The 26,395-nt window shown below is 72.3% G+C and carries 21 protein-coding genes; 9 read left to right on the forward strand and 12 right to left on the reverse strand.

Features of this window, described 5'->3' with window-relative positions; genetic code table 11:
* Positions 1-290: 290 nt before the first annotated feature.
* From BT341_RS36245 to BT341_RS36255, 3 genes are all read right to left on the reverse strand, one after another.
* The gene (locus tag BT341_RS36245; protein ID WP_072480512.1) at positions 291-1,451 is read right to left on the reverse strand and encodes an SWIM zinc finger family protein; all 1,161 of its coding nucleotides are present in this window, start codon (positions 1,449-1,451) and stop codon (positions 291-293) included.
* A complete protein-coding gene (locus BT341_RS36250) occupies positions 1,451-4,453 on the reverse strand; it encodes a DEAD/DEAH box helicase (RefSeq protein WP_072480513.1) in 3,003 nt (1,000 codons plus the stop codon). The genes BT341_RS36245 and BT341_RS36250 overlap by 1 nt, the downstream gene beginning before the upstream one ends.
* A 102-nt stretch (positions 4,454-4,555) precedes the next feature.
* On the reverse strand, positions 4,556-6,613 hold the full coding sequence (locus BT341_RS36255; protein ID WP_072480514.1) for an acyl-CoA dehydrogenase family protein: 2,058 nt from the start codon (positions 6,611-6,613) through the stop codon (positions 4,556-4,558).
* A 147-nt stretch (positions 6,614-6,760) separates the two neighbouring features.
* On the opposite strand from BT341_RS36255, the gene kstR reads away from it, so the two are divergent.
* The gene (kstR, locus tag BT341_RS36260) at positions 6,761-7,381 is read left to right on the forward strand and encodes a cholesterol catabolism transcriptional regulator KstR (protein ID WP_072480515.1); all 621 of its coding nucleotides are present in this window, start codon (positions 6,761-6,763) and stop codon (positions 7,379-7,381) included.
* Here the strand turns inward: kstR and BT341_RS36265 are convergent.
* Positions 7,360-8,190, reverse strand: a complete 831-nt coding sequence (locus BT341_RS36265; protein ID WP_072480516.1) for an LLM class F420-dependent oxidoreductase — start codon at positions 8,188-8,190, stop codon at positions 7,360-7,362. The two genes, kstR and BT341_RS36265, sit on opposite strands and share 22 nt — an antisense overlap.
* 77 nt (positions 8,191-8,267) lie before the next feature.
* Between BT341_RS36265 and BT341_RS36270 the strand changes: the two genes are divergently transcribed.
* Positions 8,268-8,963 (forward strand): class I SAM-dependent methyltransferase, encoded by a 696-nt coding sequence (locus tag BT341_RS36270; RefSeq protein WP_072480517.1) that lies wholly within the window; start codon positions 8,268-8,270, stop codon positions 8,961-8,963.
* Here BT341_RS36270 and icmF read toward each other — a convergent pair.
* Complete coding sequence (icmF, locus tag BT341_RS36275; protein ID WP_072480518.1) at positions 8,960-12,193, reverse strand: fused isobutyryl-CoA mutase/GTPase IcmF; 3,234 nt, start codon at positions 12,191-12,193, stop codon at positions 8,960-8,962. The genes BT341_RS36270 and icmF overlap by 4 nt on opposite strands.
* A 136-nt stretch (positions 12,194-12,329) precedes the next feature.
* Here icmF and BT341_RS36280 point away from each other — a divergent pair, with 136 nt between their 5' ends.
* From BT341_RS36280 to BT341_RS36295, 4 genes are all read left to right on the forward strand, one after another.
* Positions 12,330-12,656 (forward strand): ArsR/SmtB family transcription factor, encoded by a 327-nt coding sequence (locus tag BT341_RS36280; protein ID WP_072480519.1) that lies wholly within the window; start codon positions 12,330-12,332, stop codon positions 12,654-12,656.
* Positions 12,649-13,080 carry an SRPBCC family protein gene (locus BT341_RS36285; RefSeq protein WP_072480520.1) on the forward strand — a complete coding sequence of 144 codons (432 nt, stop codon included), beginning with the start codon at positions 12,649-12,651 and terminating at the stop codon, positions 13,078-13,080. The genes BT341_RS36280 and BT341_RS36285 overlap by 8 nt, the downstream gene beginning before the upstream one ends.
* On the forward strand, positions 13,077-13,727 hold the full coding sequence (locus BT341_RS36290) for a DUF899 domain-containing protein (RefSeq protein WP_072480521.1): 651 nt from the start codon (positions 13,077-13,079) through the stop codon (positions 13,725-13,727). Before BT341_RS36285 ends, BT341_RS36290 begins: the two co-directional genes overlap by 4 nt.
* 76 nt (positions 13,728-13,803) lie before the next feature.
* Positions 13,804-14,364: a dihydrofolate reductase family protein gene (locus BT341_RS36295; protein WP_072480522.1), complete on the forward strand. Its 561-nt coding sequence runs from the start codon at positions 13,804-13,806 to the stop codon at positions 14,362-14,364.
* A 40-nt stretch (positions 14,365-14,404) separates the two neighbouring features.
* Here BT341_RS36295 and BT341_RS36300 read toward each other — a convergent pair whose 3' ends face one another.
* The 4 genes from BT341_RS36300 to BT341_RS36315 are packed head-to-tail and all read right to left on the reverse strand — an operon-like array spanning position 14,405 to position 20,378.
* The gene (locus BT341_RS36300; protein WP_143168762.1) at positions 14,405-14,968 is read right to left on the reverse strand and encodes a GTP-binding protein; all 564 of its coding nucleotides are present in this window, start codon (positions 14,966-14,968) and stop codon (positions 14,405-14,407) included.
* Between the two features lie 28 nt (positions 14,969-14,996).
* A complete protein-coding gene (locus BT341_RS47075) occupies positions 14,997-15,716 on the reverse strand; it encodes a DUF742 domain-containing protein (RefSeq protein ID WP_245805232.1) in 720 nt (239 codons plus the stop codon).
* A 7-nt stretch (positions 15,717-15,723) separates the two neighbouring features.
* A complete protein-coding gene (locus BT341_RS36310; RefSeq protein WP_004561253.1) occupies positions 15,724-16,176 on the reverse strand; it encodes a roadblock/LC7 domain-containing protein in 453 nt (150 codons plus the stop codon).
* Positions 16,173-20,378, reverse strand: a complete 4,206-nt coding sequence (locus tag BT341_RS36315) for a sensor histidine kinase (protein WP_425426440.1) — start codon at positions 20,376-20,378, stop codon at positions 16,173-16,175. Before BT341_RS36315 ends, BT341_RS36310 begins: the two co-directional genes overlap by 4 nt.
* Before the next feature lie 993 nt (positions 20,379-21,371).
* On the opposite strand from BT341_RS36315, the gene BT341_RS36320 reads away from it, so the two are divergent.
* Both BT341_RS36320 and BT341_RS36325 read left to right on the forward strand, forming a co-directional pair.
* Positions 21,372-21,809, forward strand: coding sequence for a DUF485 domain-containing protein (locus tag BT341_RS36320; RefSeq protein WP_072480524.1), 438 nt, complete (start codon positions 21,372-21,374; stop codon positions 21,807-21,809).
* On the forward strand, positions 21,806-23,398 hold the full coding sequence (locus BT341_RS36325) for a solute symporter family protein (protein ID WP_072480525.1): 1,593 nt from the start codon (positions 21,806-21,808) through the stop codon (positions 23,396-23,398). The genes BT341_RS36320 and BT341_RS36325 overlap by 4 nt, the downstream gene beginning before the upstream one ends.
* 18 nt (positions 23,399-23,416) lie before the next feature.
* On the opposite strand, the gene BT341_RS36330 is transcribed toward BT341_RS36325, so the two are convergent.
* A complete protein-coding gene (locus BT341_RS36330) occupies positions 23,417-23,983 on the reverse strand; it encodes a TetR/AcrR family transcriptional regulator (protein WP_072480526.1) in 567 nt (188 codons plus the stop codon).
* Positions 23,984-24,118: 135 nt separating this feature from the next.
* Between BT341_RS36330 and BT341_RS36335 the strand changes: the two genes are divergently transcribed.
* On the forward strand, positions 24,119-25,552 hold the full coding sequence (locus BT341_RS36335) for an MFS transporter (protein ID WP_072480527.1): 1,434 nt from the start codon (positions 24,119-24,121) through the stop codon (positions 25,550-25,552).
* On the opposite strand, the gene BT341_RS36340 is transcribed toward BT341_RS36335, so the two are convergent.
* On the reverse strand, positions 25,530-25,874 hold the full coding sequence (locus tag BT341_RS36340) for a DUF3817 domain-containing protein (protein WP_072480528.1): 345 nt from the start codon (positions 25,872-25,874) through the stop codon (positions 25,530-25,532). The two genes, BT341_RS36335 and BT341_RS36340, sit on opposite strands and share 23 nt — an antisense overlap.
* A 10-nt stretch (positions 25,875-25,884) precedes the next feature.
* The gene (locus BT341_RS36345; RefSeq protein ID WP_425426441.1) at positions 25,885-26,280 is read right to left on the reverse strand and encodes a hypothetical protein; all 396 of its coding nucleotides are present in this window, start codon (positions 26,278-26,280) and stop codon (positions 25,885-25,887) included.
* Between the last annotated feature and the right edge of the window lie 115 nt (positions 26,281-26,395).

Raw genomic sequence — 26,395 nt, forward strand, 5'->3', positions numbered from 1 at the left:
GCTGTCGCCGGGTAGCCAGCGCCCCAAGGCGGCCTTCGTTGCGTCCCACGCACCCAAGGCGGCCTTCGGTGCGTCCGGCGCACCCAAGGCGGCCCTCGGCGCGCGGGCCCGGCGCTGTTGCCAACTCGCCAGCGCCCCAAGGCGGCCTTCGGTGCGTCTCGCGCACCCAAGGCGGCCTTCGGTGCGTCTCGCGCACCGAAGGCCACATTGGGGCGTTTCGGTGTGCCGATCCGCGGGCCCCTGCCTCCGGAGGTGGCACGGACTGCGGCCGGTGCGGGAGCGGGTGTCGATCAGTAGGCCAGGTCCACCGGGCTTGCCGAAGGCGGGCCGTCGAGGCGCCACTCCGTTCCCGAGCGGATGAAGCGATACCAGCGCGCGTCGCGGCCGTAGCGCAGTTGCAGCTCTCCCTGGGTCAGGCGGTTGCGCCAGACCCGTGGCGTGCCCGGGAGTCCTGCTTCCGCCAGGATGGCCTGGGCTTCCGCCAGCGGGCCCGGCCCCGGCTGCCACGCCTCGCGCAGCGCCGCCAGCCCGCCGCGGCCCGCCTCGCGCCAGGCTTCCGCCCAGCGGGCCAGTTCACGCGCGGGCACTCCGGCCGCCGTGGCCAGGGCCGTCACCTCTGCGCCTGAGCGGGCCGCCGCTCGTCGGGCCAGGTCTTCCTCGAACGTCAGCTCCGCGGCCGCCGCGCCGCTGACCAGCAGGTCCCGGGCCAGCGCAGCGGCGTCCGACGCGAGACCCGACAGCGCCGCCGCCGTCCAGCCCGTGCTCGGCGGTGGGTCCAGGTCCAGGACCGCCGGTGGCCCGGCCACTCGCGGTGGTGGCGGCAGGCTCGGGATCGCACCCGGCCGTCGCGCGTAGGCCGCCTGTGGGGTGAGTCCCTCGTCCACCCGCTTCGGCAGCTTCGGTTTCTCGCCGCGCGCCGGGGACCGGCGGGCCCGCAACTCCGCCAGGACGCCGGCCCGCGAGCGCCCGCGCAGCAGGAACAGCGTGAACGGGTCGCGGTCCACCTCGTCGGCGACCAGGTAGTACACCGCGGCGACGTGCTTGCACGGGTTCGCCGAGTCCGGGCACGAACACCGCGGACGCAGGTCGCCCGGACCCGGCAGCAGGTCCGCGCCCGCCTCGCGGGCCTGTTCGGCCAACGCGACCGGCAGTTCGCCGTCGAGCAGCGCCGCCGCGTGCCCGAGCCGTGTGCCGACCACGCCGAGCAGCGTGTCCCACTCGCCGTCGGTGAAGGTGCGCATCGCGATCGTCACCTTGTACGGCAGCGGCCGGCTGCCGCGCACCCGCGCCGTCACCTCTCCCGCGCCGACGTGCAGCTCACTGACGGTGCCCTTCCGCGCGTACGTCCGCCCGCGAGGCAACCGGTTCGGGTCGAGTTTCGCGCGCTGCTCCAGTGCGTCGACCCACGCGCGGCCCCACCAGGTCGTGCCGAAGTTCCGCCTCGGTGGCATCACCCGCTCCCGAGCCGGACCAGGTCGGCGAGCTCGTCGTCGGACAGTTCCGTGATCCAGTCCTCCCCCGCGCCGACGATCGATTCGGCCAGCCCGCGCTTCTTCTCCAGCACCTGCGCGATCCGCTCCTCCAGCGTGCCCTCGGCGATGAGCCGGTGGACCTGGACGGGCCGGTCCTGCCCGATGCGGTACGCGCGGTCGGTGGCCTGGTCCTCCACCGCCGGGTTCCACCAGCGGTCGTAGTGGATCACGTGGGTGGCCCGGGTCAGGTTGAGCCCGACGCCACCCGCCTTCAGCGACAGCAGGAACACCGGGATCTCGCCGGCCTGGAACCGGTCGACCATGTCCTGGCGCTTCGACGGCGAGCTTTCGCCGGAGAGCACCTCGGTGGGCAGCCCGCGTTCGGCGAGCCGCCGCTCGAGCAGCCGGCAGAGCTGGACGTACTGGCTGAAGACCAGCACGCTCTCGCCCTCGTCGAGGATGACGTCCAGCAGTTCCTCGAACGCGGCGAGCTTGCCGGACCGGCCGGTGAGCGCGCCGTGCGGCTCCTTGAGGAACTGCGCCGGGTGGTTGCAGATCTGCTTGAGCTCGGTGAGCAGCTGCAGCACCTGCCCGCGCCGCTTGATGCCCCGCGTCTCGCGGATTTCGGCGAGGTTTTCCCGCACGACGGCCTCGTAGAGCGTGGTCTGCTCGGCGGTGAGCGGGACGAACCGGTCGGTTTCGGTCTTGCGCGGCAGCTCCGGGGCGATGTCCGGATCGCTCTTGCGCCGCCGCAGCAGGAACGGCCGGACGGTGGCGGCCAGCCGCTCGGTGACGGCCTTGTCGTGGTCACGCTCGATCGGCCGCGCGACCGTCCGGCGGAAGCGGTCGAGCGGGCCGAGCAGCCCGGGCGTGGTCCAGTCCACAATGGACCACAGTTCGGTCAGCCGGTTCTCGACCGGAGTGCCGGTGAGCGCGACCTTCGCCGCGGCGGGGATCTTGCGCAGCTCCTTGGCGGTGGCGGACAACGGGTTCTTGACGTGCTGAGCCTCATCGGCGGCGACGAGGCCCCAGTCCACTTCGGACAGAGTGGCGCGGTCCCGCCGGAGGACACCGTAGGTGGCGAGCACGACCTCGTCGGGCGCGAGGTCGTCGAGGTGGCGGCTGCCGCCGTGGAAGCGCCGGACGGGGACGTCCGGGGCGAACCGGGCGAACTCGCGTTCCCAGTTGCCGAGCAGAGAGGTCGGGCAGATGACGAGGGTGGGACCGCCGCCGGTGGGTGGGAGTTTCGGGGTCAGAGCCTCGCCCTCTGCCGAGGGAGCCTCGCCGCCGGGAGACGGCAGCTCCGCGGCCGCCGCCGCGACCTCGCCAACGGCCGGCGAGACCTCATCCCCGGCGGGCGGTAGCTCCGGGCCAGGCGGGAGATCGGCTGCGGCTGGCGGCTCGGCGTGCGGCGGTGGCCCAGCGGCAAGCAGCGAGCCGGCCGGCGGAGATGGCTCCAGCCTCGCCTTGGCCAACTCGTCCTGCCGTACCCGCGCCGACGTTCGGCGATGCAGATGGAGGGCGATCAGCTGGATCGTCTTGCCCAGGCCCATGTCGTCCGCCAGGCAGGCTCCCAACCCCAGGTCCGTCATCGTCGCCAGCCATGCCAGCCCGGCCCGCTGGTACGGACGCAGCGTCGCCTTCAGGCCCTCCGGTACCGCGATCTCGCCTCCGGCACGGTCGCGGATCCGCTCCGCGAGCCCGCCCAGCGCCGGCGGCGCCGCGAACTCGACGCGCTCGCCGTCCAGCTCCAGCTCGCCGGTCAAGGCCGCCGCCAGTGCCTCGCCCGCGTCGAGCTTGCGGGTGCGGCCGCGGACCCGGGCCAGCAGCTGCGGGTCCACTCGCACCCACTGGCCGCGCAACCGCACCAGTGGCCGCTTCGCCTCGGCCAGCGCCGTGACTTCTGCCTCCGTCAGCTGCTCGCCGCCCAGGCTGAGCTGCCAGCGGAACTCCAGGAGGCTCCGCAGCGCGAACTCCGGGCCCGTCACGCTCGCCGGCGCCTGGGTCGCGCTCGCCTTCGCCTTCACCTCGCCGGCGAAGAGGCCTTTCGCCCACAGCACCTCGATGCCCGCGCCGCCCAGCTCGCGGGCGCCGTCGGTGAGCAGGTCGACCACCTCGTCGTCGGACAGCGGCAGCTCCGCGGGCGCCGGCTCGGCCAGCACCCGGCCCAGCGGCTCCCACGCCCGCGCGCCGCGGCGCAGGCCCAGCAGCAGCTGCGTCTCCACCTGGTCGCCGAGCCGGTTCAGCACCGCGTCGGGCGCGTCCCACAGCGTCGCCGCCTCCACCACCAGGCTCGGCTCCGCCATGCTGCGCACTGCGAGCACCCCGGCGAACGAGTCGTCGTCCCGGCCCTCGACCCGCAGCAGCACCTGCACGCCGCGCGGCTCGCGGGCCTCCAGCTCGGCCAGCCAGGCCGCGGCGTCCGGACCCAGCAACGCCGGTTCACGCGCCGCGAACGCCGGGTCACCGGCGCCGACCGGGGCCGCCGGGCTGCGCGCCAGCAGGTCCGCCGTCGCGTCCCAGAGCGCGCGGACCAGGGAGTCCGGCGAGTGCAGACGGATGCGTTTCAACCCGGTCAGCGGCAGCGCGTACGCCTCCGGTGGCAGGGCACCGGCCAGCCCCCGCAGCAGCTCCTCGTCGGCGGCGTCGAGGGGGCCGATCCGCCACGCCGCCGCCCCGGCGGGCGAGACGGCAGGCCGCAGCCGCCCCCGCGCGACCAGGTTGACCCCGGCGTTGACCGCCGCCGACCACGCCGCGACGGCCGGGCTCGCCTCCTCCCCCACCGCCAGCAACCGCGGCAGCGCGCGTTCGAGCGGGACCAGCTCCGCCTCGACCTTCGTCCGCGCGAACCTCCCGCCCCGGGGCAGCACGAGCTCGATCGTGGTCCCGCCGGCCACGTCGTCGCCCCACACGGCCAGCACGCCGTCCCGCGGGGGATCCGCGGGAAGGTAGGTGGCCCGGGTGTCTGCGCTGAACTCCACGACCGCAACGCTAGAACACACCCCCGACAGTTTCGGGCCGGCCGGCACGAACGGTCCGTTCGCACCGTTGCACGACGCAACCCACCCGTGCGCCGGAGCGCGTCAGCGGGGCAGGCCCAGAAGCCGTTCCGCCGTCAGGGAACGCAGGACCTGCGTCGTGCCGCCCGCGATCGACAGGCAGCGCGTCAGCAGGAACTCGTGCTGCGCCGGGCCATCGGCGGGCAACGCGCCCGTTCCCGCCAGCTCCACCGCGAACTCCGCGACGTCCTGCCGGTGCTGCACGCCGAGCAGCTTCCGCACGCTCGACTCCGCGCCCGGATCCTGACCGCCCAGCCGCCGCAACGCCGCCCGCAGGTCCAGCACCGAGCCCGCGACGCCGTCGGCGACGAGCGAACCGAGCCGGTCCAGCGCGACGTCGTCCAGCGCGGCGATGTCCACAGTGGACAGCAACGCCTGCACGCTCTCCCCGACCGCCGACCCGCTGCCGATGGCCACCCGCTCGTTGGCCAGGGTCGTGCGCGCCAGCCGCCAGCCGCCGCCCGGCGCGCCGACGACGTCGGCGTCCGGCACGAACACGTCGTCGAGGAACACCTCGTTGAACACCGCTTCGCCGGTGATCTCGCGCAGCGGCCGTGTCGTGATGCCCTCGGCGCGCATGTCCACCAGGAAGTAGGTGATGCCCTTGTGCTTCGGCACGTCCGGGTCGGTGCGCGCCAGGCAGATCCCCCAGTCGGCTTCGCGGGCCAGCGACGTCCACACCTTCTGCCCGGTCAGCCGCCAGCCGCCCGCGACGCGCCGGGCCGCGGTCCGCAGCGACGCCAGGTCGGAGCCCGCGCCCGGCTCGCTGAACAGCTGGCACCACGTGATTTCACCCCGAAGAGTGGCTTGCGCGAAGCGGGCACGCTGCTCGTCGCTGCCGTGCTCGAGGATCGTCGGGACGGCCCAGGCGCCGATCACCAGGTCGGGGCGGCGGACCCCGGCCGCGGCCAGCGCACCGTCGATCCGCAGCTGCTCCGCCGCGTCGGCGCCCCGGCCGTACGGCGGCGGCCAGTGCGGCGCCAGCAGTCCCGCGTCCGCCAGGGCGACCCGCCGGTCACCGGCGGGCAGCGCAGCGATCCGGGCCACCTCGTCCCGCAGAGCGGGATCCTCACCGACGTCGACGCCCAGCGTCCGCTCGGTCCCGGCGAGAGCCAGCGAAGCCGCTTCGCGCCGCCACGGCCCGGAGCCCCCGAGCCACTGTCGCAACGCGACGGCCCGTCGCAGGTAGAGGTGCGCGTCGTGCTCCCAGGTGAACCCGATCCCACCGAGCACCTGGATGCAGTCCTTGGCGTTGGCGACGGCCGCGTCGAGGGCGACGGCGGCCGCGCTCGCCACCGAAAGCGGATGCTGTCCCGAAGCCGCGTCCCAGGCCAGTGCTTCCGCGGCTTCGGCGCGGCAGAGCATCTCCGCGCACAGGTGCTTGACCGCCTGGAAGCCGCCGATCGGCCGGCCGAACTGCTCGCGGACCTTGGCGTACTCGACGGCGACGGTCAGGCACCGCCGGGCCACCCCCGCCGCTTCGGCCGCGGCCAAGGTCGCCGCGAGCGGAGCGACCCCCGGAAGAGTGAACGGATCGGCGTGGACGCCGGAAAACCGGATCCGCGCCAAGGGCCGCGAGAAGTCGAACGCCGCCAGCGGCTCGACGCCGACTCCGGGCGTCCCGGGGGCGAGCAGCACGTGGCCGCCGTCGACCGGGACCAGCAGCCAGGACCCGGGATCGGCGCCCGGCACCGGCCCGGTGACGCCGTCGGCGAGCGACACCGCGTCCAGCACGACCGCGACGGCCGCTTCCCCCTCGGCCAGCGCCGGCAGCAGCTCTTTCGCCGCGGGGACGTCCGCGAGCAGCAGGCCCGCCAACGCGGTCCCGAGCACCGGGCCGGGAACGAGTTCTTCGGCCGCCGCGGCGAGCCCGGCCGCGAGGTCGGCGACGCTGCCGTCGGCGCCGCCGGCCGCGGCGGGCAGGGCGACGCCGAACAGGCCGAGCCCGGCGAAGCCCGCCGGGATCCCCGCGGCCGCACCGGTTTCCGCCGCTCGCACCGCCTCGCGCGGGTGGTGCGCGGCGGACCAGGCGTGGATCGCCTCGGCCAGCGCGGCCTGTTCCTCGGTGAGCGCGACCGGCATGCGGGCCTCCTCGCGGTACGGGACACTACTCGCGAGTGTAGAACGTGTTACAGTTTTTCGGCCAGTGGGTCGGTTGTTGAACGTTTCGCCTGGACAGGTACTCTACGTCGTGAACTGGAACAAGTTCCGAAGGACGGGGGAACGCCGATGCCAGGCAAGACCAAGGCGCGCGGCAACGGCCTCAGCGCGATCGGCGCCGACGAGCTCGGCTCGGCCGCGCAGCGCGACCGCCGCCGCCGCATCATCGACGCGACCCTCGCGCTGGCCTCGAAGGGCGGCTACGACGCCGTGCAGATGCGGGCCGTCGCCGAGAAGGCCGACGTCGCGCTCGGCACGCTCTACCGGTACTTCCCGTCGAAGATCCACCTGCTCGTCTCCGGCCTGGCCCGCGAGTTCGAGCGCGCGCAGGAGAAGCTGGAGCGCCAGGCCATACCCGGCGACACGCCCGCCGAGCGGCTGATGTTCGTGCTCGGCCGCAACACCCGGCTGATGCAGCGCGACCCGCACCTGACCGAGGCGATGGTCCGGGCGTTCATGTTCGCCGACACCTCCGCCGCCGCCGAGGTCGAGCAGGTCGGACGGCTGATGGAGAACATGTTCGCCCAGGCGATGGGCATCGCCGAGCCGACCGAGGCCGACCGGGACATCTTCCACGTGGTCGCCGACGTCTGGATGGCGAACCTGGTGGCCTGGGTGACCCGCCGCGCGTCGGCCGCCGACGTCGCCCACCGCCTGGAGCTGTCGGTTCACCTGCTGCTGGACAAGTAGCCCGCCAGCTCGTCCAGCGCCTTGAGCGTCTCCGTCTCCGGCAGCGTCTCGAGCAGGAACGTGTACCGCTCGACGCCGGCCTCGCGGAAGCCGTCGATCACCTTCGGCTTGGCGGGCCCGCCGAACACGGCGAACCGGACGTCGTCCCGGCCCTGGTCGGCCAGCCACCCCCGGACGCGCCGGACCTCGTCGAAGTGCGTGTGGCCACGAAGAAGCCAGCCGTCGCCGTACTTGGCCAAGCGCTTCAGCGCCGCTTCGCTCTCGCCCCCGATGTAGATCGGCACGTGCGGCTTCTGCACCGGCTTCGGCCAGCTGAAGATCGGGTCGAAGTCGACGTGCGCACCGTGGAACTCCGCCTGCTCCGACGTCCAGATCCGCTTCAGCGCGGCCAGCTGCTCGTCGGCCAGCGCGCCGCGGGTCGCCGGGTCGGTGCCGTGGTTGCGCATCTCCTCGCGGTTCCAGCCGACGCCGATGCCGAACAGCACGCGCCCGCCGGAGACGAGGTCCAGTGACGCGACCTCCTTGGCCGTGTGGATCACGTCACGCTGGGGCAGCAGCGCGATCCCGGTGCCGAGCAGCAGGTCCGACGTCGCGGTGCCCGCGGCGGCGAGCGCCACGAACGGGTCGAGCGTGCGCTTGTACTTCTCCGGTAGGTCGCCACCCCCCGGGTACGGGCTCTCCCGGCTGACGGGGATGTGCGAGTGCTCCGCCAGGAACAGCGAGTCGAAGCCGCGTTCTTCCAGTGCCTTGCCCAGGACGTCCGGCCGGATGCCTTCGTCGGTCACGAACGTCGAGATCCCGAATTCCATGTCCCCACGACTACCACCGGGTTGACAGGGGGTGCACGATGGAGTCATCTCATCATATGTTGAATAAGGGGGTAGTCATGGACGTTCAGGACGTCGACTTCGAACAGCTGTACCGCGGCGCCACCCCGATGGGCCGCAAGATGCCGTGGGACCTCGGCGCGCCGCAGCCGGCGGTCGTCGCGCTGGCCGACGCCGGCGAGTTCACCGGCGACGTGCTCGACATCGGCTGCGGCCTCGGCGACAACTCCGCGTTCCTCGCCTCCCGCGGCCTGCACGTCACCGGGCTGGACGGCGCACCCTCGGCGATCGAGCAGGCCCGCGCCCGCGCCGCGGCGAAGGGGCTCGACATCGAGTTCGCCGTCGCCGACGCGACGAAGCTCGAAGGCTACGAAGACCGGTTCGACACGGTCCTCGACAGCGCGCTCTACCACTGCCTGTCCGAGGACCAACGGCGCCAGTACCTGGCCGCGCTGACCCGCGCGGCCCGGCCGGGCGCGCGCCTGCACCTGTTCTGCTTCTCGCCGGAGGTGCCGGCCGCCTTCCCCGCGCCGTACCTGATCAGCGAAGCCGACCTGCGGGAGACCGTCGGCCGCGGCTGGACGATCGAGCTGCTCGAACCCACGGTGTACACGACGTCCATGACGCCCGAGGAGCTGCGCCAGAGCGTCCGCGTGGTGCTGGACGAGGATCCCACCGGCCTGGACCGGCTCGGCACCGACGCTGACGGCCGGGTGCTCGTGCCGGTCTGGCGGCTCAAGGCGGTCCGGCGCTAGACGTTGCGCCGGTACTGGCCCCCGACCTCGAAGAACGCCTCCGTGATCTGACCGAGCGAGCACACCCGCGCGGCGTCCATCAGCACCTCGAACAGGTTGCCGCCGCGGGTGGCCGCCTCGCGCAGCGCCTTCAGCGCCTGCTGGGCCTCCTCGTGGTGGCGGCGCTGGAAGTCCGCGAGCCGGTCCAGCTGGGACTTCTTCTCCTCCTCGGTCGCCCGGGCCAGCTCGACCTCGACGTCGTCCTCACCCGCGCGCGGGTTGCGGAAGGTGTTGACGCCGATGATCGGCAGCGAGCCGTCGTGCTTCTTGCGCTCGTACAGGATCGATTCGTCCTGGATCTTGCCGCGCTGGTAGCCCGTCTCCATCGCGCCGAGCACGCCGCCGCGCTCGCTGATCCGGTCGAACTCGGCCAGCACGGCCTCCTCGACCAGGTCGGTCAGCTCGTCGATGATGAACGAGCCCTGCAGCGGGTTCTCGTTCTTCGACAGGCCCCACTCCTTGTTGATGATCATCTGGATGGCCATCGCGCGGCGCACCGACGACTCCGACGGCGTGGTGATGGCCTCGTCGTAGGCGTTGGTGTGCAAGGAGTTCGCGTTGTCGTAGAGCGCGCAGAGCGCCTGCAGCGTCGTGCGGATGTCGTTGAAGCTCATCTCCTGCGCGTGCAGCGACCGCCCGGACGTCTGGACGTGGTACTTGAGCTTCTGCGACCGCTCGTTCGCGCCGTAGCGCTCGCGCATCGCCACCGCCCAGATCCGCCGCGCCACCCGGCCGAGCACCGAGTACTCCGCGTCCATGCCGTTGGAGAAGAAGAACGACAGGTTCGGCGCGAAGTCGTCGATGTGCATGCCGCGGGCGAGGTACGACTCGACGTAGGTGAAGCCGTTCGAAAGAGTGAACGCCAGCTGCGAGATCGGGTTCGCCCCGGCCTCGGCGATGTGGTAGCCGGAGATCGACACCGAGTAGAAGTTGCGGACGCCGTGGTCGATGAACCACTCCTGGATGTCGGCCATCATCCGCAGGCTGAACTCGGTGGAGAAGATGCAGGTGTTCTGGCCCTGGTCCTCCTTGAGGATGTCGGCCTGCACCGTGCCGCGCACCGTCTTCAGCACCCACGCGCGGATCTCGGCGGCCTCTTCGGCCGACGGCTCACGGCCGTGCTCGGCCTTGAACGCGTCGAGCTTCTGGTCGATCGCGGTGTTGAGGAAGAAGGCGAGGATCGTCGGCGCCGGGCCGTTGATCGTCATCGACACCGACGTGTTCGGCGCGGTCAGGTCGAAGCCGTCGTAGAGTGCCTTCATGTCCTCGAGCGTCGCGATCGACACCCCGGACGTGCCGACCTTGCCGTAGATGTCCGGGCGCGTGTCGGGATCGTGGCCGTAGAGCGTCACCGAGTCGAACGCGGTCGAGAGCCGCTTCGCCTCCGAGTCGGCCGAGAGCAGCTTGAACCGGCGGTTGGTGCGGAAGGGGTCGCCCTCGCCGGCGAACATCCGCGCCGGGTCCTCCCCCTCGCGCTTGAACGGGAAGACTCCCGCGGTGTACGGGAAGTAGCCCGGGAGGTTTTCCCGGCGCAGGAACGAAAGCAGCTCGCCGGACTCGGCGTAACGCGGCAGGGCGACGCGCGGGATCCGGTTGCCGGACAGCGTGTCGCGCCACAGCTGCGTGCGGAGCTCCTTGTCTCGGATCTTCACGACCAGCTCGTCCTGGCGGTACTCCTCCGACAGCGCCCGGAAGCGCTCCAGGAGCTTTGTCGACTCGCCGTCCACATCGGACTCGGCGGCCGCGAGCAGGCCGTCCAGCGCGTCGGTCGAGGCGTCCGCCTTCGCCAGTTCGGCCCGCGCGGTCGCCAGCGCGTCACGCTTGCGGACGGCGGCGACCTGCTGCTCGGTCTTCGCGTGGTAGCCGCGGACGGTCTCGGCGATTTCGGCCAGGTAGCGGCTGCGGTTGCCCGGGATGATCGTCGACGCGTCGGTCGACACCTTGCCCTCGACCTTCGGCAGCGTGCCCGCCGAGACGGTCAGGCCACGCCCGGCGAGCGTGTCCCGCAGGTACTGGTACAGCGCCGTGACGCCGTCGTCGTTGAACTTCGCCGCGCTCGTGCCGTAGACCGGCATGTCCTCCGGGCCGCGGTCGAACGCCTCGCGGTTGCGCACCAGCTGGCGGGCGACGTCCCGGCGGGCGTCCTCGGCCCCGCGGCGCTCGAACTTGTTGATCGCGACGACGTCGGCGAAGTCGAGCATGTCGATCTTCTCCAGCTGCGACGCGGCGCCGAACTCCGGCGTCATCACGTACAGCGACTCGTCCACGAAGTCGACGATGCCGGCGTCGCCCTGGCCGATGCCCGGCGTCTCCACGATCACCAGGTCGAACCCGGCGGCTTTGCAGGCGAGGATCGACTCGCGCAGCCCGGCCGGGATCTCGCCCGACGTCGTGCGCGTCGCCAGCGAGCGGAAGAACACCGGCGAGCCGTCCAGGCAGTTCATCCGGATGCGGTCGCCGAGCAGCGCGCCGCCGCCCTTGCGCCGCGACGGGTCGACGGCGAGCACCGCGATCCGCAGCTTGTCCTCCTGGTCGAGGCGGAAGCGGCGGATCAGCTCGTCGGTGAGCGACGACTTGCCCGAGCCACCGGTGCCGGTGATGCCGAGCACCGGCACCTCGCGCTTGCCCGCCGCCTCGGTGATCCCGCCGAGCAGGTCGCCGGGGAGCTTCTCGGCCTGCAGCTGGGTGATGACGCGCGAGAGCGCGGCGACGTCACCGGAGAGGACCTTGTCCAGCGCCGGGCTCTCGGCCGTCAGGTCGACGTCGCAGGCCTTGATCATCGAGTTGATCATGCCCGGCAGGCCCATCTCGTAGCCGTCCTCGGGCGAGAAGATCCGGGCGACGCCGCGCGAGTGCAGCAGCTCGATCTCCTCGCGCACGATCACCCCGCCGCCGCCGCCGAAGACCTTGATGTGCCCGGCGCCGCGCTCGCGCAGCAGCTCGACCAGGTAGGAGAAGTACTCGACGTGGCCGCCTTGGTAGGCCGAGATGGCGACACCCTGGACGTCCTCGGCGATGGCGGCGGTGACCACCTCGTCGACCGAGCGGTTGTGCCCGAGGTGCACGACCTCCGCGCCCTGCGACTGGAGGATCCGCCGCATGATGTTGATCGACGCGTCGTGACCGTCGAAGAGGCTCGACGCCGTGACGAACCGGACGGGATGCACGGGACGGTACAGCTCGCTGCTCATCCTTCCAAAATACTTTGGCTTCCTACTATTGGAAACCCGAGGGGTCGTGACGCGGATCTCAGCCGCCCGCAAGAAACTTGACATCGGCCAGCTCGGCGCTATGTTTAACCGCATCGTTAATTAACAAGGTGGTGAAATGACCGACGCCTTGAGCCGGACGTTCTCGGCTCTCGCCGACCCCACGCGACGCGCCATCCTCGCCCGGCTGGCCGACGGCGAAGCCACGGTGAACGAGCTCGCCGAGCCGCTCCCGATGAGCCTGCCCGCGGTCTCGCGGCACCTGAAGGTGCTGGAACAGGCCGGGCTGATCACCCGCGGCCGCACCCGCCAGTGGCGGCCCTGCCGGCTGCAGGCGCAGCCGCTGGCGGACGTCGCCGGCTGGGTCGCGGCCTACCGCCGGTTCTGGGACGGCGGCTTCGACCGTCTCGAGGAGCACCTGCGAACCGTGACCGGCGATGCCTGAGCTGACCATCACGCGCGTGTTCGACGCGCCCCGCGAACTCGTCTACGCCGCGTGGACCGAACCGGACCGGCTCGCGAGCTGGCTGGGACCGCAGGGCTTCGCCGCCGCCGCGGTGACCCTCGACCCGCGGCCGGGCGGCCGCTGGCGGGCCTGCATCCGCTCCCCCGAAGGCGAAGAGCTGTGGATGAGCGGGGCCTACCGCGAGACCAGCGCGCCGGAGCGGCTCGTGTTCACCTTCGCCTGGGACGACCCGGGCGTCGAGACGCTGGTCACGGTCACCTTCGCCGACCTGGGCGGCAAGACCGAGATGACCTTCACCCAGACCGGCTTCCCGACCGCCGCCGAGCGCGACGACCACCAAGCGGGCTGGAACTCCAGCTTCGCCGACCTGACCGGGTTCATCCGAGGAGAGGACGACCGATGACCGCCACCCTGCCCGAGATCGTCTCGCCGGAAGACTGGCAGGCCGCGCGCGACGCGCTGCTGGCGAAAGAGAAGGCGCACATGAAGGCGGCCGATCACCTCGCCGCCGAACGCCGTCGCCTCCCGATGGTCCGCTTCGACACCGGGTACCGGTTCGAGGGCGCGGACGGCCCGGTGAGCCTGCTCGGCCTGTTCGACGGCCGCCGCCAGCTGATCGTCTACCACTTCATGCTGCATCCCGGGGACGAAGCCGGCTGCCCGGGCTGCTCGCTGATCGTCGACAACCTGCCGCATCTGGCGCACCTGCACGCCCGGGACGTCACGCTCGAGGTCGTCGCGCCCGCGACGCTGGCGGAGATCGAGCGGTACAAGGCGCGGATGGGCTGGGACGTGCCGTGGGTGTCCGCGCACGGCAGCACGTTCACCGAGGACTGCGGCGTCGGCACGGGCTTCGGCGTGAGCGTGTTCCTCCGGGACGGCGACGACGTCTACCGCACGTATTTCACCTCCGGCCGGGGCGGCGAGATGTTCCTGTCCTCCCACCGGTACCTCGACATCACGCCGCTCGGCCGGCAGGAGGCGTGGGAAGAGGAGAGCCGCGGCGACGACGCGCCCGGCTCGTGGTGGCGCCGTCACGACGAATACTGAGAAGCTTCCGCCGGTCGTGTCCGGTCGACGCCCGCCGCTTCGACCTCCCCGTGATAACCCCTCAGGAGGAGCGGAAATGCGCGAGATCGTCTACATGGTCCACACCTCGCTCGACGGCTGCGTCGAGGGCCCGCACGGCGAGTTCGACTGGCCCCTGATGGGCCCGGAGCTGTCGGAACACTCGCGGGAGATGTCCGAGCGGTGCGGCGAGTTCGCCTACGGCCGCAAGGTCTGGGAGATGATGGCCGCGTTCTGGCCGACGGCCGAGTCGGTGTCGGACGACCCGCACGACATCGCGTTCGCGCCGATCTGGCGTTCGACGCCGAAGGTCGTGTTCTCCCGGACGCTGGAGAAGGCGGACTGGAACACGCGGATCGTCGACGGCCCGCTGCCCGGGGTGGTGGCCGGGCTGAAGGCTGAGCCGGGCAAGGACGTGCTGCTCATGGGCGGCGCGGAGCTGGCGGCCGAGCTGACCGCGCACGGTCTCATCGACGAGTACCTGGTGTTCGTCCACCCGGTCGTCCTGGGCGGCACCAAGCGCCCGTTCGCCGACGGCACCGCGCGGCTCGGGCTGGAGCTGGCCGAGTCGCGCGTGTTCGACGGGCGGGTCGTCCTGCTGCGCTATCGCCGGGCGTGAGCCGCGCCGGGCCCGGGGACGTCCCCGGGCCCTGACGGCGTCACCGGGCCTTGGCCGCCCGCAGTGCGATCCACTGCCGCATCGCGTACTCGACCAGGGTGATCAGGGTCTGCTTGGTCGACTCGCGCTCCCGGGCGTCGCAGCGGACGATCGGGATGTTCGGGTCGATCGACAGGGCCTCGCGGACGTCGTTGATGTCGTGCTCCAGCACGCCGTCGAACGTGTTGATGCCGACGATGTACGGCAGGCCGCGGTCCTCGAAGAAGTCGATCGGGGCGAACGAGTCGGCCAGCCGGCGCGTGTCGGCCAGCACCACCGCGCCGATCGCGCCGCGGACCAGGTCGTCCCACATGAACCAGAACCGCTGCTGGCCGGGCGTGCCGAACAGGTACAGGATCAGGTCGGCGTCCAGCGACACGCGGCCGAAGTCCATCGCGACCGTGGTCGTCGCCTTGCCGGGCGTGTGGTCGAGGTTGTCGACGCCGACGCTGGCGTCGGTCATCATCGCCTCGGTGGTCAGCGGCACGATCTCCGACACCGACCCGACGAAGGTCGTCTTCCCCGCACCGAAACCGCCAGCCACCACGATCTTGGCGGATGTCATGGTCGGGGGCGCGGTGTCCCGCGGTGCCTTAAAGCCGACGGAGTCCACTCAAAACCCTTTCCATCAACACCAGATGTGCCTCGGCGCCCTCATTGCCCGTAATCGTCTTGTGCACCGTGACCAGCCCCGCGTCGGCCGCGTCGCTGATCAGCACCCGGGCGACGCCCAGCGGGACCCCCAGGGCCGACACGATCTCGGCCACCGAACGCGGGGTCCGGCATTCTTCCATGATCGCGATGCACTCGATCTGCTCAGCGGCCACCTCGGGGAAGCCACCGGTGGCACTGTAGTCCTTCGCCGAGATCAGTGTCTCCAGCTCCAGGGCGTAATTGGCCCGGGTGCGGCCGCCGGTCAGCGCGTACGGCCGGACGATCGCCGTCTGGTCCTCGAGCGCCGGTGGCTGCTCGAACACCGCGGGCATGACGAACTCGCCGCTGGGCGGGCCCGGGTCGAACAGGCCGCCCGGTCTGGGGCCGTCCGCGTCGGTACTGCCGGGTGGAGAGACTAGAGAGGTCACTCGATCTCCTTGCTCGGCCGGCGGCGGGGGCGCCGGCGGTTCCGCGGCCGCGTGCGCACCGGCGGCCGGGGGTGGCGGGGACTCCTTGCTCTTCTTGCGCTTCCGGCGGGCACGGCCGGAATCCAGCGTGAAGCCGTTGAGGACGTCGGCGAAGGTGCCGTCGTCCCCTGCCCGGGAGGCGGTGCTGCCCGCCTCCGGTGGCTCCCCGAAAGATCCGGACCCCGTGCTCATCGCGCCATCATCCCACCGGTTCGCCGATCAGCGAGCCCCCGGAGCCCTGGAGCTGGGCGCGCAGCTCCGGGGTGAGGATCTGGCCGACGCGGTCGACGAGCATCGTCATCTCGTAGGCGACCTGGCCGATGTCGCAGTTGGGGGCGGCGAGCACGGCCAGGCAGGAGCCGTCGCTGATCGACATCAGCACCATGATGCCCAGCTCCATCTCGACGACGGTCTCGTTGACCGCACCGGCCTCGAAGCACCGGGCGGCGCCCTGGGTGAGGCTGACCAGGCCCGAAGCGACCGCGGCGAGCTGGTCGGCCCGGTCGAGCGGCAGCCGGTTCGACGCGGTCAGCAGCAGGCCGTCCGCCGAGACGACCACGGCGTGCGCCACCCCGGGCACCCGCTCCGCGAAGTCGTTGACCAGCCAGCCGAACTGATTCTGTGTCGGCTGAGCGCTACTCGGCGAGGTCATTCACCCTCCAGTGTCTCGTGGTTGTTCTCGGCCGCCCGCGCGGTGCGGTGGCGTCCGCGCTCGATGCCCTGCTGGAAGCTCCGCAGGCGGCCGCGCACGTCGTGTGCGTCGCGTTGTGGTCGGGGGGCCGTGGCCCCGGTGGGCGATCCGGCGCTGCCCGGGAGCAGCTGCTCCCCGCGACGGCGCCGGGGCAATCCTGCCGAAGTGAACGTGGCGGGTGCCGACTGGGACACCGCTTGCACCGCGCGCCAGCCTTCGTCGGTCCCGAAGTTCCACTCGGCGGTGGCCTCCACGGCGGCCGCCTCACGCCGCGGAGCTGGGGTTTCGGGCCCCGCCGACGCGGCAAGGCGCGAGGGCGGACCATCGGGACGGCCGGCACCGTCCGGCGCGGGCAGCTGCCCGGACTCGTGGAAGACCGACGGCCGGGTCTGCCGGTTCGGCAGCGGGCCGGGCTCGCCGGAAGCGGCCTGCGCATCGGGCTCCGCCGAGGGCTGGGCGGCAGCCGGCTGGGCTGGGCCGTTCTGCCGGGCCGCGGCCTGTCCCGGCCCGGTCTGCTGCGCCGCGGCGTGCTGGCCGGGCTGAGCCAGGCCGTTCGCCTGCGCCGCGACCTGACCGGGCTGGACCGGCGCGTTCTCCTGCCCCGTGGCCTGACCTTGCTGGGCCATGCCGTTCCCCTGCGCCGCCACCTCACCCGGCTCGACCACGCCATTGTCCTGCGCCGCCACCTGACCCGGCTGGACCGGCGCGTTCTCCTGCCCCGTGCCCTGACCTTGCTGGGCCAGGCCGTTCCCCTGCGCCGCCACCTGACCCGGCTCGACCAGGCCGTTGACCTGCGCCGCGGCCTGCTGTCCTTGCTGGGCCAGGCCGTTCTGCTGCCCTGGGACCTGGCCCGGCTGGACCAGGTCATTCCCCTGCGCCGCCACCTGACCCGGCTGGACCACGCCATTCGCCTGCGCCGCGACCTGGCCCGGCTGGACCACGCCATTCGCCTGCGCCGCGACCTGGCCCGGCTGGACCACGCCATTCGCCTGCGCCGCGACCTGACCCGGCTGGACCACGCCATTCCCCTGCGCCGCGACCTGACCCGGCTGGACCACGCCATTCCCCTGCGCCGCGACCTGACCCGGCTGGACCACGCCATTCCCCTGCGCCGCGACCTGACCCGGCTGGACCGGCCCGTTCTCCTGCGTCGTGGCCTGCGGGCCGGGCTCGGGCAGGCCGTTGTGCTGCGGCGATCCGGCTCCTCGCCGGGGGAGGCCGTTCGCGTGCTGCGTGCCCGCCTGGGATCCGGGCGCCGCACCCGCGGGCTGCGGCGAAACCGCCGGCTTCCGCTGCGGCAAGGCGTCCGGCTGCGCGGCGCTCGCCGCCGCCTTGCGGGCCTGCTGGCGGCCCCGGGTCACGCCCTGCTGGAAGCTGCTCAGCCGGCCGCGCACGTCCGCCGGGTCGCGGACCGGGAGCTCCGCCCGTGCCGGGGCCGGTGCCGGTGCCGCCGGTGGCGGGGTCGCGCTGCCCGGCATCAGCTGCTCGCCGCGGCGGCGGCGCGGGAGGCCCGCCTCGGTGAACGCCGTCGGCTCGGCCTGCGACTTCGCCTGGACCGTGCGGAAGTTCTCGTCGCTCGCGAAGTCCCAGCTGCGCCGCTCCGCCGCCGACGGCTCGGCCGCCTTCTCCGCCGCGGTGGCCTGCTCCTCCTCCGCGGCCGCCGGCTTGTCCTCGCGGAACCACGCCGACAGCATCTCGTCGAAGATCGGCGTCGTCTCCGAACGGTCCGGGACCGGGGCGGGCGCCGGCTCCGGCTGCGCGGTCGCCTCGCGCCACCAGTCGCTGAGCGTCGTTTCGTTGGCCGAGAACAGGTCCCGGCCCGCCGGCAGCTGCCCCGAACGCGGCGGGTCGACCGGCGGCGCCGCGGGCACCGGCGGCAACGTCGGACGCGGCGGCGGCGGGGCGTCGTCGTCCTTCGGCAGCGGCGTGAACAGCGCCGTCCCCGAGATCTCCAGGTCGGACGGCGGGCGCGCGGCCGTGGGCCCGTGGCCGTTGGACAGCCCGGCGAGGTCGCTCGCCGACGGCCAGCGCTCCTCCCCCATCGCCGGTTGCGCCGGGACCACCGGCCGGGGCCGGGAGCTGCCGTTGACCTGGCGCCGCGGCAGCTGGTGGCCCGCCGCGGGGCTCGCCGGGTGCTGCTGGAGCGCGCCGATCGGGCCGGTCGCCGGGCCGTCGGTCACCGCCATCACCAGGTCCGGCGGGACGACGACCGTGGCCCGGACGCCGACGATGTCCTTGCCGCCGTGCAGCGACACCCCGATCCGGTGCCTGCTGGCCAGCCTGCCGACGACGAACAGGCCCATCCGGCGGGAGGTGGCCAGGTCGACCGAGCCCGCCTCGGTCAGCCGGGCGTTGGCCTCGGCGACCTCGGCCTCGTTCATGCCGATGCCCTTGTCGAGGATGTCGATGTTGAGCGAGCCGTCCTCGCCCAGCCGCGACGCCACCGTGACGGTGGTTTCCGGCGCGGAGAACGCCGTGGCGTTGTCCAGCAGCTCGGCGACCAGGCGCATCAGGTCGCTCGCCGCGTAGCCGACGATCCGGGCCGGGGGCGGCGGCTGCACCTGGACGCGCTGGTACTGCTCGATCTCCGACACCGCGGCGCGCAGCATGTCGGTGGTGCCGACCGGCTTGCCGGACCGGCGGCCCGGCTCGGCGCCGGAGAGCACCATCAGGTTCTCGTTGTTGCGCCGCATCCGGGTGGCGAGGTGGTCGAGCTGGAACAGCGTCGCCAGCTGGTCGGCGTCCTCCTCGTCCCGCTCCAGCTGCTCGATCAGGTGCAGCTGCCGCTGCACGAGGCTCTGGCTGCGCCGGGACAGGTTGACGAAGACGCTGCCGAAGCCGGTGCGCATCGCGGCCTGCTCGGTCGCCAGCCGCAGCGCCTGGTGGTGCACCTTGTCGAAGGCCCGCGCCACCTCGCCGACCTCGTCCTCGGTCCGCACCGGCACCGGCACGACGGCCGTGCCCTGCGCCCGGCCCTCCTGGATGTTGCGGACCGCTTCGGGCAATGCGGTCTCGGCGACGTCGAGCGCGCTGCGCCGCAGGGTCTTCAGCGAGCGCAGCAGCTGGCGGGTGATGAGGAAGACGACCGCGACGGCGAGCACCATCGCGGCGAACAGCAGCACCGCGAGCAGGCCGGCGCCGCTGCTGGCCTCGTCGACCAGCCGCGCCGAGGTGGCCGACGCCGACGCGCCGAGCCGGTCGGCGACCTGGCCGATCTGTGTCCGCATCGCCGCCGAAGCGGTGTTCCAGTCGGCTGCGGAGAGGGACCGGAACGCGGCGTTCACCGCGTTGCCCTGCGCGTTCAGCACGGACTCGACCATCCGGGCCCGGCTCTGCGCCTGCGTGCCCTCGGCGATCGCCGCGAAGTCGCGCTGCAGCGTGTCGCCCGCCGCGGAGCGGAAGTCGACGAGCCGGTCGGCCAGCCGCAGCTCGGCGGCGCGCAGCGTGGCGAGCTCGCTCGGCGTCAGCGCGCCGCGGGCGATGCCGTAGGAGACCATCGCCTGGCTGAGCGACACCTGCTCGCCCGCGACGAGCAGCTCGTGCAGGCCGGCGGGCGTGCCGCCGAGAGTGCCGTCGCCGGCGCCCGCGGTGGCCGCGGTGTCGAGGCTGATCAGCGAGCCGGTGAGCGCCGAGTACGCGGCGATGGCCTGGGCCGGGTCGAGCTGGCCGCCGTCGACCTGGCGGCGGAGGAAGCCGAGGTTGCCTGCCTGCGCGGTCGCCGCGCCGGCGGCGCCGGCCACGCCGGGCTCGACCTCGGCCGCGCGGGCCTGCGCCGCGGTGAACGGGCCGACCGCCGCGTCCGTGGCCTTGCGGGCCGCGGCCAGCTCGGGCGTGCCGCCGACGGTGCCCGCGGTGAGCATCGCCGCGGTGACGGTGCGCTCCTGCTGCAGCGCGCCGGTGAGCGCGCGCGTCTGGCCGGTGAGCGCGACGAGCCGGTCGAGCCGCCGGTACTCGTCCGAGCGGCCGACCTGGGCCGCGATCGTCGTGATCCCGAGGACCAGCGCGAGGACGATGGGCACGACGGTGACGGCCGAAAGCTTGACGGGCAGGCTCCAGTCGCGCCACCGCACGAGGGCGCGCCACGCGTCCTTGCCCTTCGACCGCCGGGGTGCTCGGCCGAGCAGCTCCCCGACGGGCACCTGACCTTCTCCTGCAACGGTCACGTAAGTGACTCCCTGTCCGGCGTCATGGATCCGCGGCCGCGGCGGGGCGTCCCGGCTCGCACCGGGGCGCCGGACGGCCGTGCCGTCCCCGTCGTCCCGCCGCTTCGCCGCCGCCCTCGCTCGTCCCCGGCAGCCGAGCCGTCCGCGCGCCCGTCGCCGGGCAGGCACCGACCCGACGTCCCGTGCAAGGGACTGTGCACGTGCACGGCGCAAGTTGCGTTCTGCACGGTCGTCGAGATCAACTTTATCGGCGCCAATCGATCGCTGTGGTCAGCTGGGCCAAAGAATCGTACCCCCGATGCCCGGCCGGTCAATTTTGTTCCCTGTTCCGGCGCTGACCTGCGAAAAGGGCTTTTCCGGCTGGGGCAGGCCCCCGGCTTTGCCCTTCACTGTCCCCGAAGGGGGAATGCCGGTTACCGGCCGCGCCGGTCACGGGCATCCGGCGGTCACCCGATTAGCCCATGCAGGTCAACAGTGTAGCTCAGACGATCTACACTCTGTACCACCATCGGGTGGGTCAAGTCTCAAGATGTGCCCGATGTTGTGGCGTTCTGCGCAGGCATGCCCCGACCTGGTGATTTCTTTCGAGACCACGTGCTGACCAGTGGATCTTCGCCGCCACGCCCACCCCGGTGGGACCCCCTCCGGCGCGACCGTGAGCGTTCTCGGATACCCTGCGTGACCAGCTCCAAGAGCGGTTCGCGGCGATTAGCCCGTTCGCCGCAGCATGCGGCCCTCCCGACAACGTGGCGTCACAATTCTTTTCATCATTCCGGGTGATCTGTCCGTGATCTTGTAGCGTTCCCCCATTCGACTGTTTCGACAGGAAATCGAATAGCGCACCGAGCGGGCATGACGACCGCCCGGCCGCCTTCGGTGTCCGCCGGACGGCGTAGTTACGATGTTCGCCTCGCAGTCCGCAAGGGCGGTCCGGTGCCCTGCCCGCAGGGCGGTCAGGACCGCCGCCACGGAGGCACCCCGCCGGAGGCACCCATGTACGACGTCGCGCGTCCCGCGGCGGGCTCCCCCCAGGAACAGACCGGCCAGATGCCGGCCCTGTTCGCCGGGGACCGCCCGCCGGGCGCCCAGCACCGCAGGCCCGCTCCCCCCTCGGGCCCCGATTACCCCGGGATCCAGGCCAGCCCCGAGTTCACCGCGCTGCGGCGCCGGTTCCGGGCGTTCGTCTTCCCGATGAGCCTCGCGTTCTTCGCCTGGTACATGACGTACGTGCTGCTGGCCGCCTACGCGCACGACTTCATGAGCCACAAGGTGTTCGGCGAGGTGAACGTCGGGATCCTGCTCGGCGTCGGCCAGTTCGCCAGCACCGCGCTCGTCACCTGGCTCTACCTGCGGTACGCGCGCCGCCAGGTCGACCCCCGGGTCGCCGAGCTGCGGGCCCGTGCGGGCCTGCCGGAAGGGAACCGCCGATGACCGCGCTCGCCGCCGAGGGCACCCCGGCCAGCAACCCGCTCGTGAACACCGCCGTGTTCGCCCTGTTCGTGGCGATCACGCTGTACGTCGTCTACCGGGCCAGCAGCCGCAACTCCTCGACGGCCGACTACTACGCCGCGGGCAGCGCGTTCACCGGCCGCCAGAACGGCATCGCGCTCTCCGGCGACTTCCTGTCGGCGGCCTCGTTCCTCGGCATCGCGGGCGCCATCGCGATCCACGGCTACGACGGCTTCCTCTACTCGATCGGGTTCCTCGTCGCCTGGCTGGTCGACCTGCTGCTCATCGCCGAGCTGCTGCGCAACACCGGCCGGTTCACGATGGGCGACGTCCTCAGCTTCCGGATGAAGCAGCGCCCGGTCCGCGCGGCGGCGGCGACGTCGACGCTGGTGATCTCCTTCTTCTACATGCTCGCGCAGATGGCGGGCGCCGGCGGCCTGGTGGCGCTGCTGCTGAACGTGCACTCGAAGCTCGGCCAGGCGCTGGTGATCGGGATCGTCGGGCTCGTCATGGTGCTCTACGTGCTGGTCGGCGGGATGAAGGGCACCACGTGGGTGCAGATCATCAAGGCGACCATCCTGCTGCTGTGCGGCGCGCTGCTCACGGTGTTCCTGTTCGGCAAATTCGGCTTCTCGTTCTCGAACCTGCTCGCCTCGGCGGCGCAGAACAGTCCGCTCGGCGACAAGCTCCTCGAGCCGGGCGGCTCGTACGGCAAGAACGACACCACCAAGCTCGACTTCGTGTCGCTGGCGCTGGCACTGGTGCTCGGCGCGGCGGCGCTGCCGCACGTGCTGATGCGCTTCTACACCGTGCCGAACTCCCGGGAGGCCCGCCGCTCGGTCGTGTGGGCCACGTCGTGCATGTTCGTGTTCTACCTGTGCACGCTGGTGATCGGCTTCGGCGCGGCGGCGCTGGTCGGCGCGGACGAGATCAAGAGCGCGCCCGGCGGCGAGAACTCGGCGGCGCCGCTGCTGGCCCTGCACGTCGGCGGGACGCTGCTGCTGGGCATCATCGCCGCGGTCGCGTTCGCGACGATCCTCGCGGTGGTGGCCGGGCTGACGATCACCGCGTCGGCCTCCTTCGCCCACGACGTCTACGCGAACATCTTCAAGCACGGCAAGGCGGAGCCGGCGGACGAGGTCCGGGTGGCGCGGCTGACCGCGATCGCGGTCGGGGCGCTGGCGATCATCGGCGGCGTGCTGGCGAACGGGCAGAACATCGCGTTCCTGGTCGCGCTCGCGTTCGCGGTGGCCGCCTCGGCGAACCTGTCGACGCTGCTGTATTCGCTGTTCTGGAAGCGGTTCAACACGACGGGCACGCTGTGGGGCATCTACGGCGGCCTGATCGCGTGCCTGGTACTGGTGCTCTTCTCGCCGGTCGTCTCGGGTGCCCCGGACGCGATCTTCAAGGGCGCCGACTTCGCCTGGTTCCCGCTGAAGAACCCGGGCCTGGTCTCGATCCCGTTCTCGTTCCTCTGCGGGTTCGTCGGCACGTTGGTCGGCGGCCCGAAGGCGGACGCGGACAAGCACGCCGAGATGGAGGTCCGCTCCCTCACCGGGATCGGCAGCTGAGCTCCCGGACGGCCTGCGTCACGCGCGCAGGCCGTCCAGGATCACGGTCAGCACGCGCTTGCCGTCCTCCGGGCTGCAGTTGCGCACCGCCATCCCCGCGCCATGGCCGAGCCGGAGCACGTCGGCGCCCACGACGTCCGGCCGGATCAGGCCGGCGTCCTGCGCCGTTTCGACGAGCACGCCGGTCGCTTCGCGCAGGCGTTTCTGGCAGTACTGGAAGGTCTCCGAGCCGGAGTCGATCGACTCCTTGAGGATCGTGGCCAGCTTGTGCCGCTCCACGACCCAGGTGACCTGCTCGGTCAGCCACGCCTGGAGCGCCTCCCACGGCGGCAGCTCGTCGTGCAGCACGAACGCGCGGTCGGCGAGCACGGCGATCTCGTCGCGGTAGACCGCCTCGAACAGCTTCTCGCGGGTCGGGAAGTGCCGGTAAAGCGTGCCGGCCCCGACCCCCGCTTTCTTCGCGATGTCGTCCAGCGGCACGTCGGCGCCGTGCGCGGTGAAGAGGTCCTTCGCCGTCGCGACGATGCGCTCGTAGTTGCGCCGCGCGTCCGCCCGCATCGGCCGCCCGCTGTCCCCGCCCGGCATCCCGGCCTCCTCACCACTTAACCGGAGAGATTCTCCGAATTCACTTGCGCATCCGGAGACGATCTCCATATTATCGCATCACACCGATGTGGAGAACGTCTCCGCTTCCTCTCGTACTCCTCGGGGGAGTATCTCTTGTCCCAGCAAACGCTCCACGCCGCGCCTGTCGCGGCCGTACCACGCCGCAGCGGGCTGGTCCTCGCGATCATCCTGACCTGCCAGCTCATGCTCATCCTGGACGCGACGGTGATGAACGTCGCGCTCCCGCGCATCCAGGCCGACCTGGGGTTCACCCCCACCGGGCTGTCATGGGTGATGACCGCCTACAGCCTGGTCTTCGGCGGCCTGCTGCTGCTCGGCGGCCGGGCGGGCGACCTGTTCGGGCGGCGCCGGATGTTCGTCGCGGGCACCGCCCTGTTCACCCTCGCGTCCCTGGCCGGCGGCCTCGCCGGCACCGCGACGCTGCTCATCGCCGCCCGCGTCCTGCAGGGGGTCGGCGCCGCCATGGCGGGGCCGAGCACGCTGGCGCTCGTCACGACGACGTTCGCCGAAGCCAAGGCCCGCGTCCGCGCGCTCGCACTGTTCTCGGCGATGTCCAGCGGCGGCTTCGCGATCGGCCTGATCGTCGGCGGCCTGCTCACCGAGTGGATCTCGTGGCGGGCGGCGCTGTTCATCAACGTCCCGTTCGGCCTCGCGATCGTGCTGCTCGCCCCGCGGTTCGTGCCCGAGCCGCCGCGCCGGCCGGCGCACCTCGACCTGCCCGGCGCGGTCACCGGCACCCTCGGCGTCGGCTCGCTCGTGTTCGCCTTCACCCACGCCGCGTCCGACGGCTGGGGCAACCCCGTGACGCTCGGCTCGCTCGCCGGCGGCCTGGCGCTGCTGGCCGGGTTCGTCGCCATCGAGGCCCGCACGGCGATGCCGCTGGTCCCGCTCCGGCTGTTCGCCGAACGCAACCGCACCGCGGCCTACGTGAACTTCTTCCTCGGCCCGATGGCCATGATGTCGATGTTCTTCTTCCTCACGCAGTTCATGCAGGACATCCGGCACTTCGCGGCGCTGGCCACCGGGTTCGCGTTCCTGCCGATGGCGGCGCTGATCTTCACGATGAGCCGGCTCGTGCCGCGGCTGCTCCCCCGCTACGGGCCGAAGCCGCTGGCGGTCACCGGATCGCTGCTGATGGTCGCGGGTGTCGCGTGGCTGGCCCTGCTCACGACGGACAGCGCGTACTTCCCGGCGTTGCTGGGGCCGCTGCTGCTGATGGGGCTGGGCGGCGGGCTGTCGTTCGCGCCGCTCAACGTGATCGTCATGGCGACGGTGCCGACCGAGGACGCGGGCGCCGCGGGTGGCGTGCTGCAGACGATGCAGCAGGTCGGCAGCACGCTCGGCCTGGGCGTGCTGATCACGGTGTTCGGCGCGGCGACCCGGTCGGCGGGCACGACGGGCGCGCAGCTCACGGTGGACGGGATGACGGCGGCGTTCGCGACGGCCGCGGTGTTCGCGGCGTGCACGGTGCTGGTGGCGCTGACGTTCCGCCGTCAGGCGGCGGCTACAGCTTCTGCCCGGCCTTGACCTTGTGCGTCACCCGGCGCTCGACGAGGAACGAGACGAACGGGACGCAGCCGGCCAGCAGCACCAGCACGGTGCCCTTGATCGACCAGCGGGCCTTGATGGCCAGGTCGATGGTGAGCACCAGGTAGATCATGTACAGCACACCGTGGATCGGCGAGTAGACGGCCGACGGGGTCGGGTTGCCGAACGCGTACCGCAGCACCATCACGAAGCACAGGCCGAGCAGGCCCACGCCGGTGACGTAGGCGGCGGTGCGGAACCGGACCAGGGGGCCGGCGAGCGGCACCGCGGTCTGGGCGGCACCTTCGGTGCTGGTGGTCATCGGGTCGTCCTCACTCTGCGGCCTGCTGGTCGCGGGCGTTCAGCTCGCGCAGGTAACGGTTGTACGCGGCCAGCTCCTCGTCCTCGTCCGCCGGCTCGGCGCCGGGACGGGGACGAGGGGCGGGCACCTCGGCGACGGAAGCGGGAGCCGGCGGCTGCGGCTGCGGCTCGGCTTCGGCCTTTTGCCGCAGCCGGCGGATCCGCCAGAACATGAACGCCGGGAAGAGCCCGAACAGCGGCCACTGCAGGACGTAGCCGAGGTTCTGGAAGGTGCCGTTCGCCGAGGTGAAGCGGTCCCACTGCCACCAGGCGAGCCCGCAGCAGACGAGCAGGCTCACCAGGCTGGTCGCGACGATCGCGATCCGCCGCCCCCAGACGGAGGCGGCCGGCGGCGGAGAAGCTGGCACGCTCCGACGCTAGCACTGACGAGCTGAGAGAATCCCGGCCCCCGCCCTCTCCTCGGCGGGGCGTCTCCAGTCCGGTCTTTCGGCGGCCACCGGCGATCGGCGGGCTCGCCGGCGA

Source organism: Amycolatopsis australiensis, from assembly GCF_900119165.1.
Taxonomy (GTDB): Bacteria; Actinomycetota; Actinomycetes; order Mycobacteriales; family Pseudonocardiaceae; genus Amycolatopsis; species Amycolatopsis australiensis.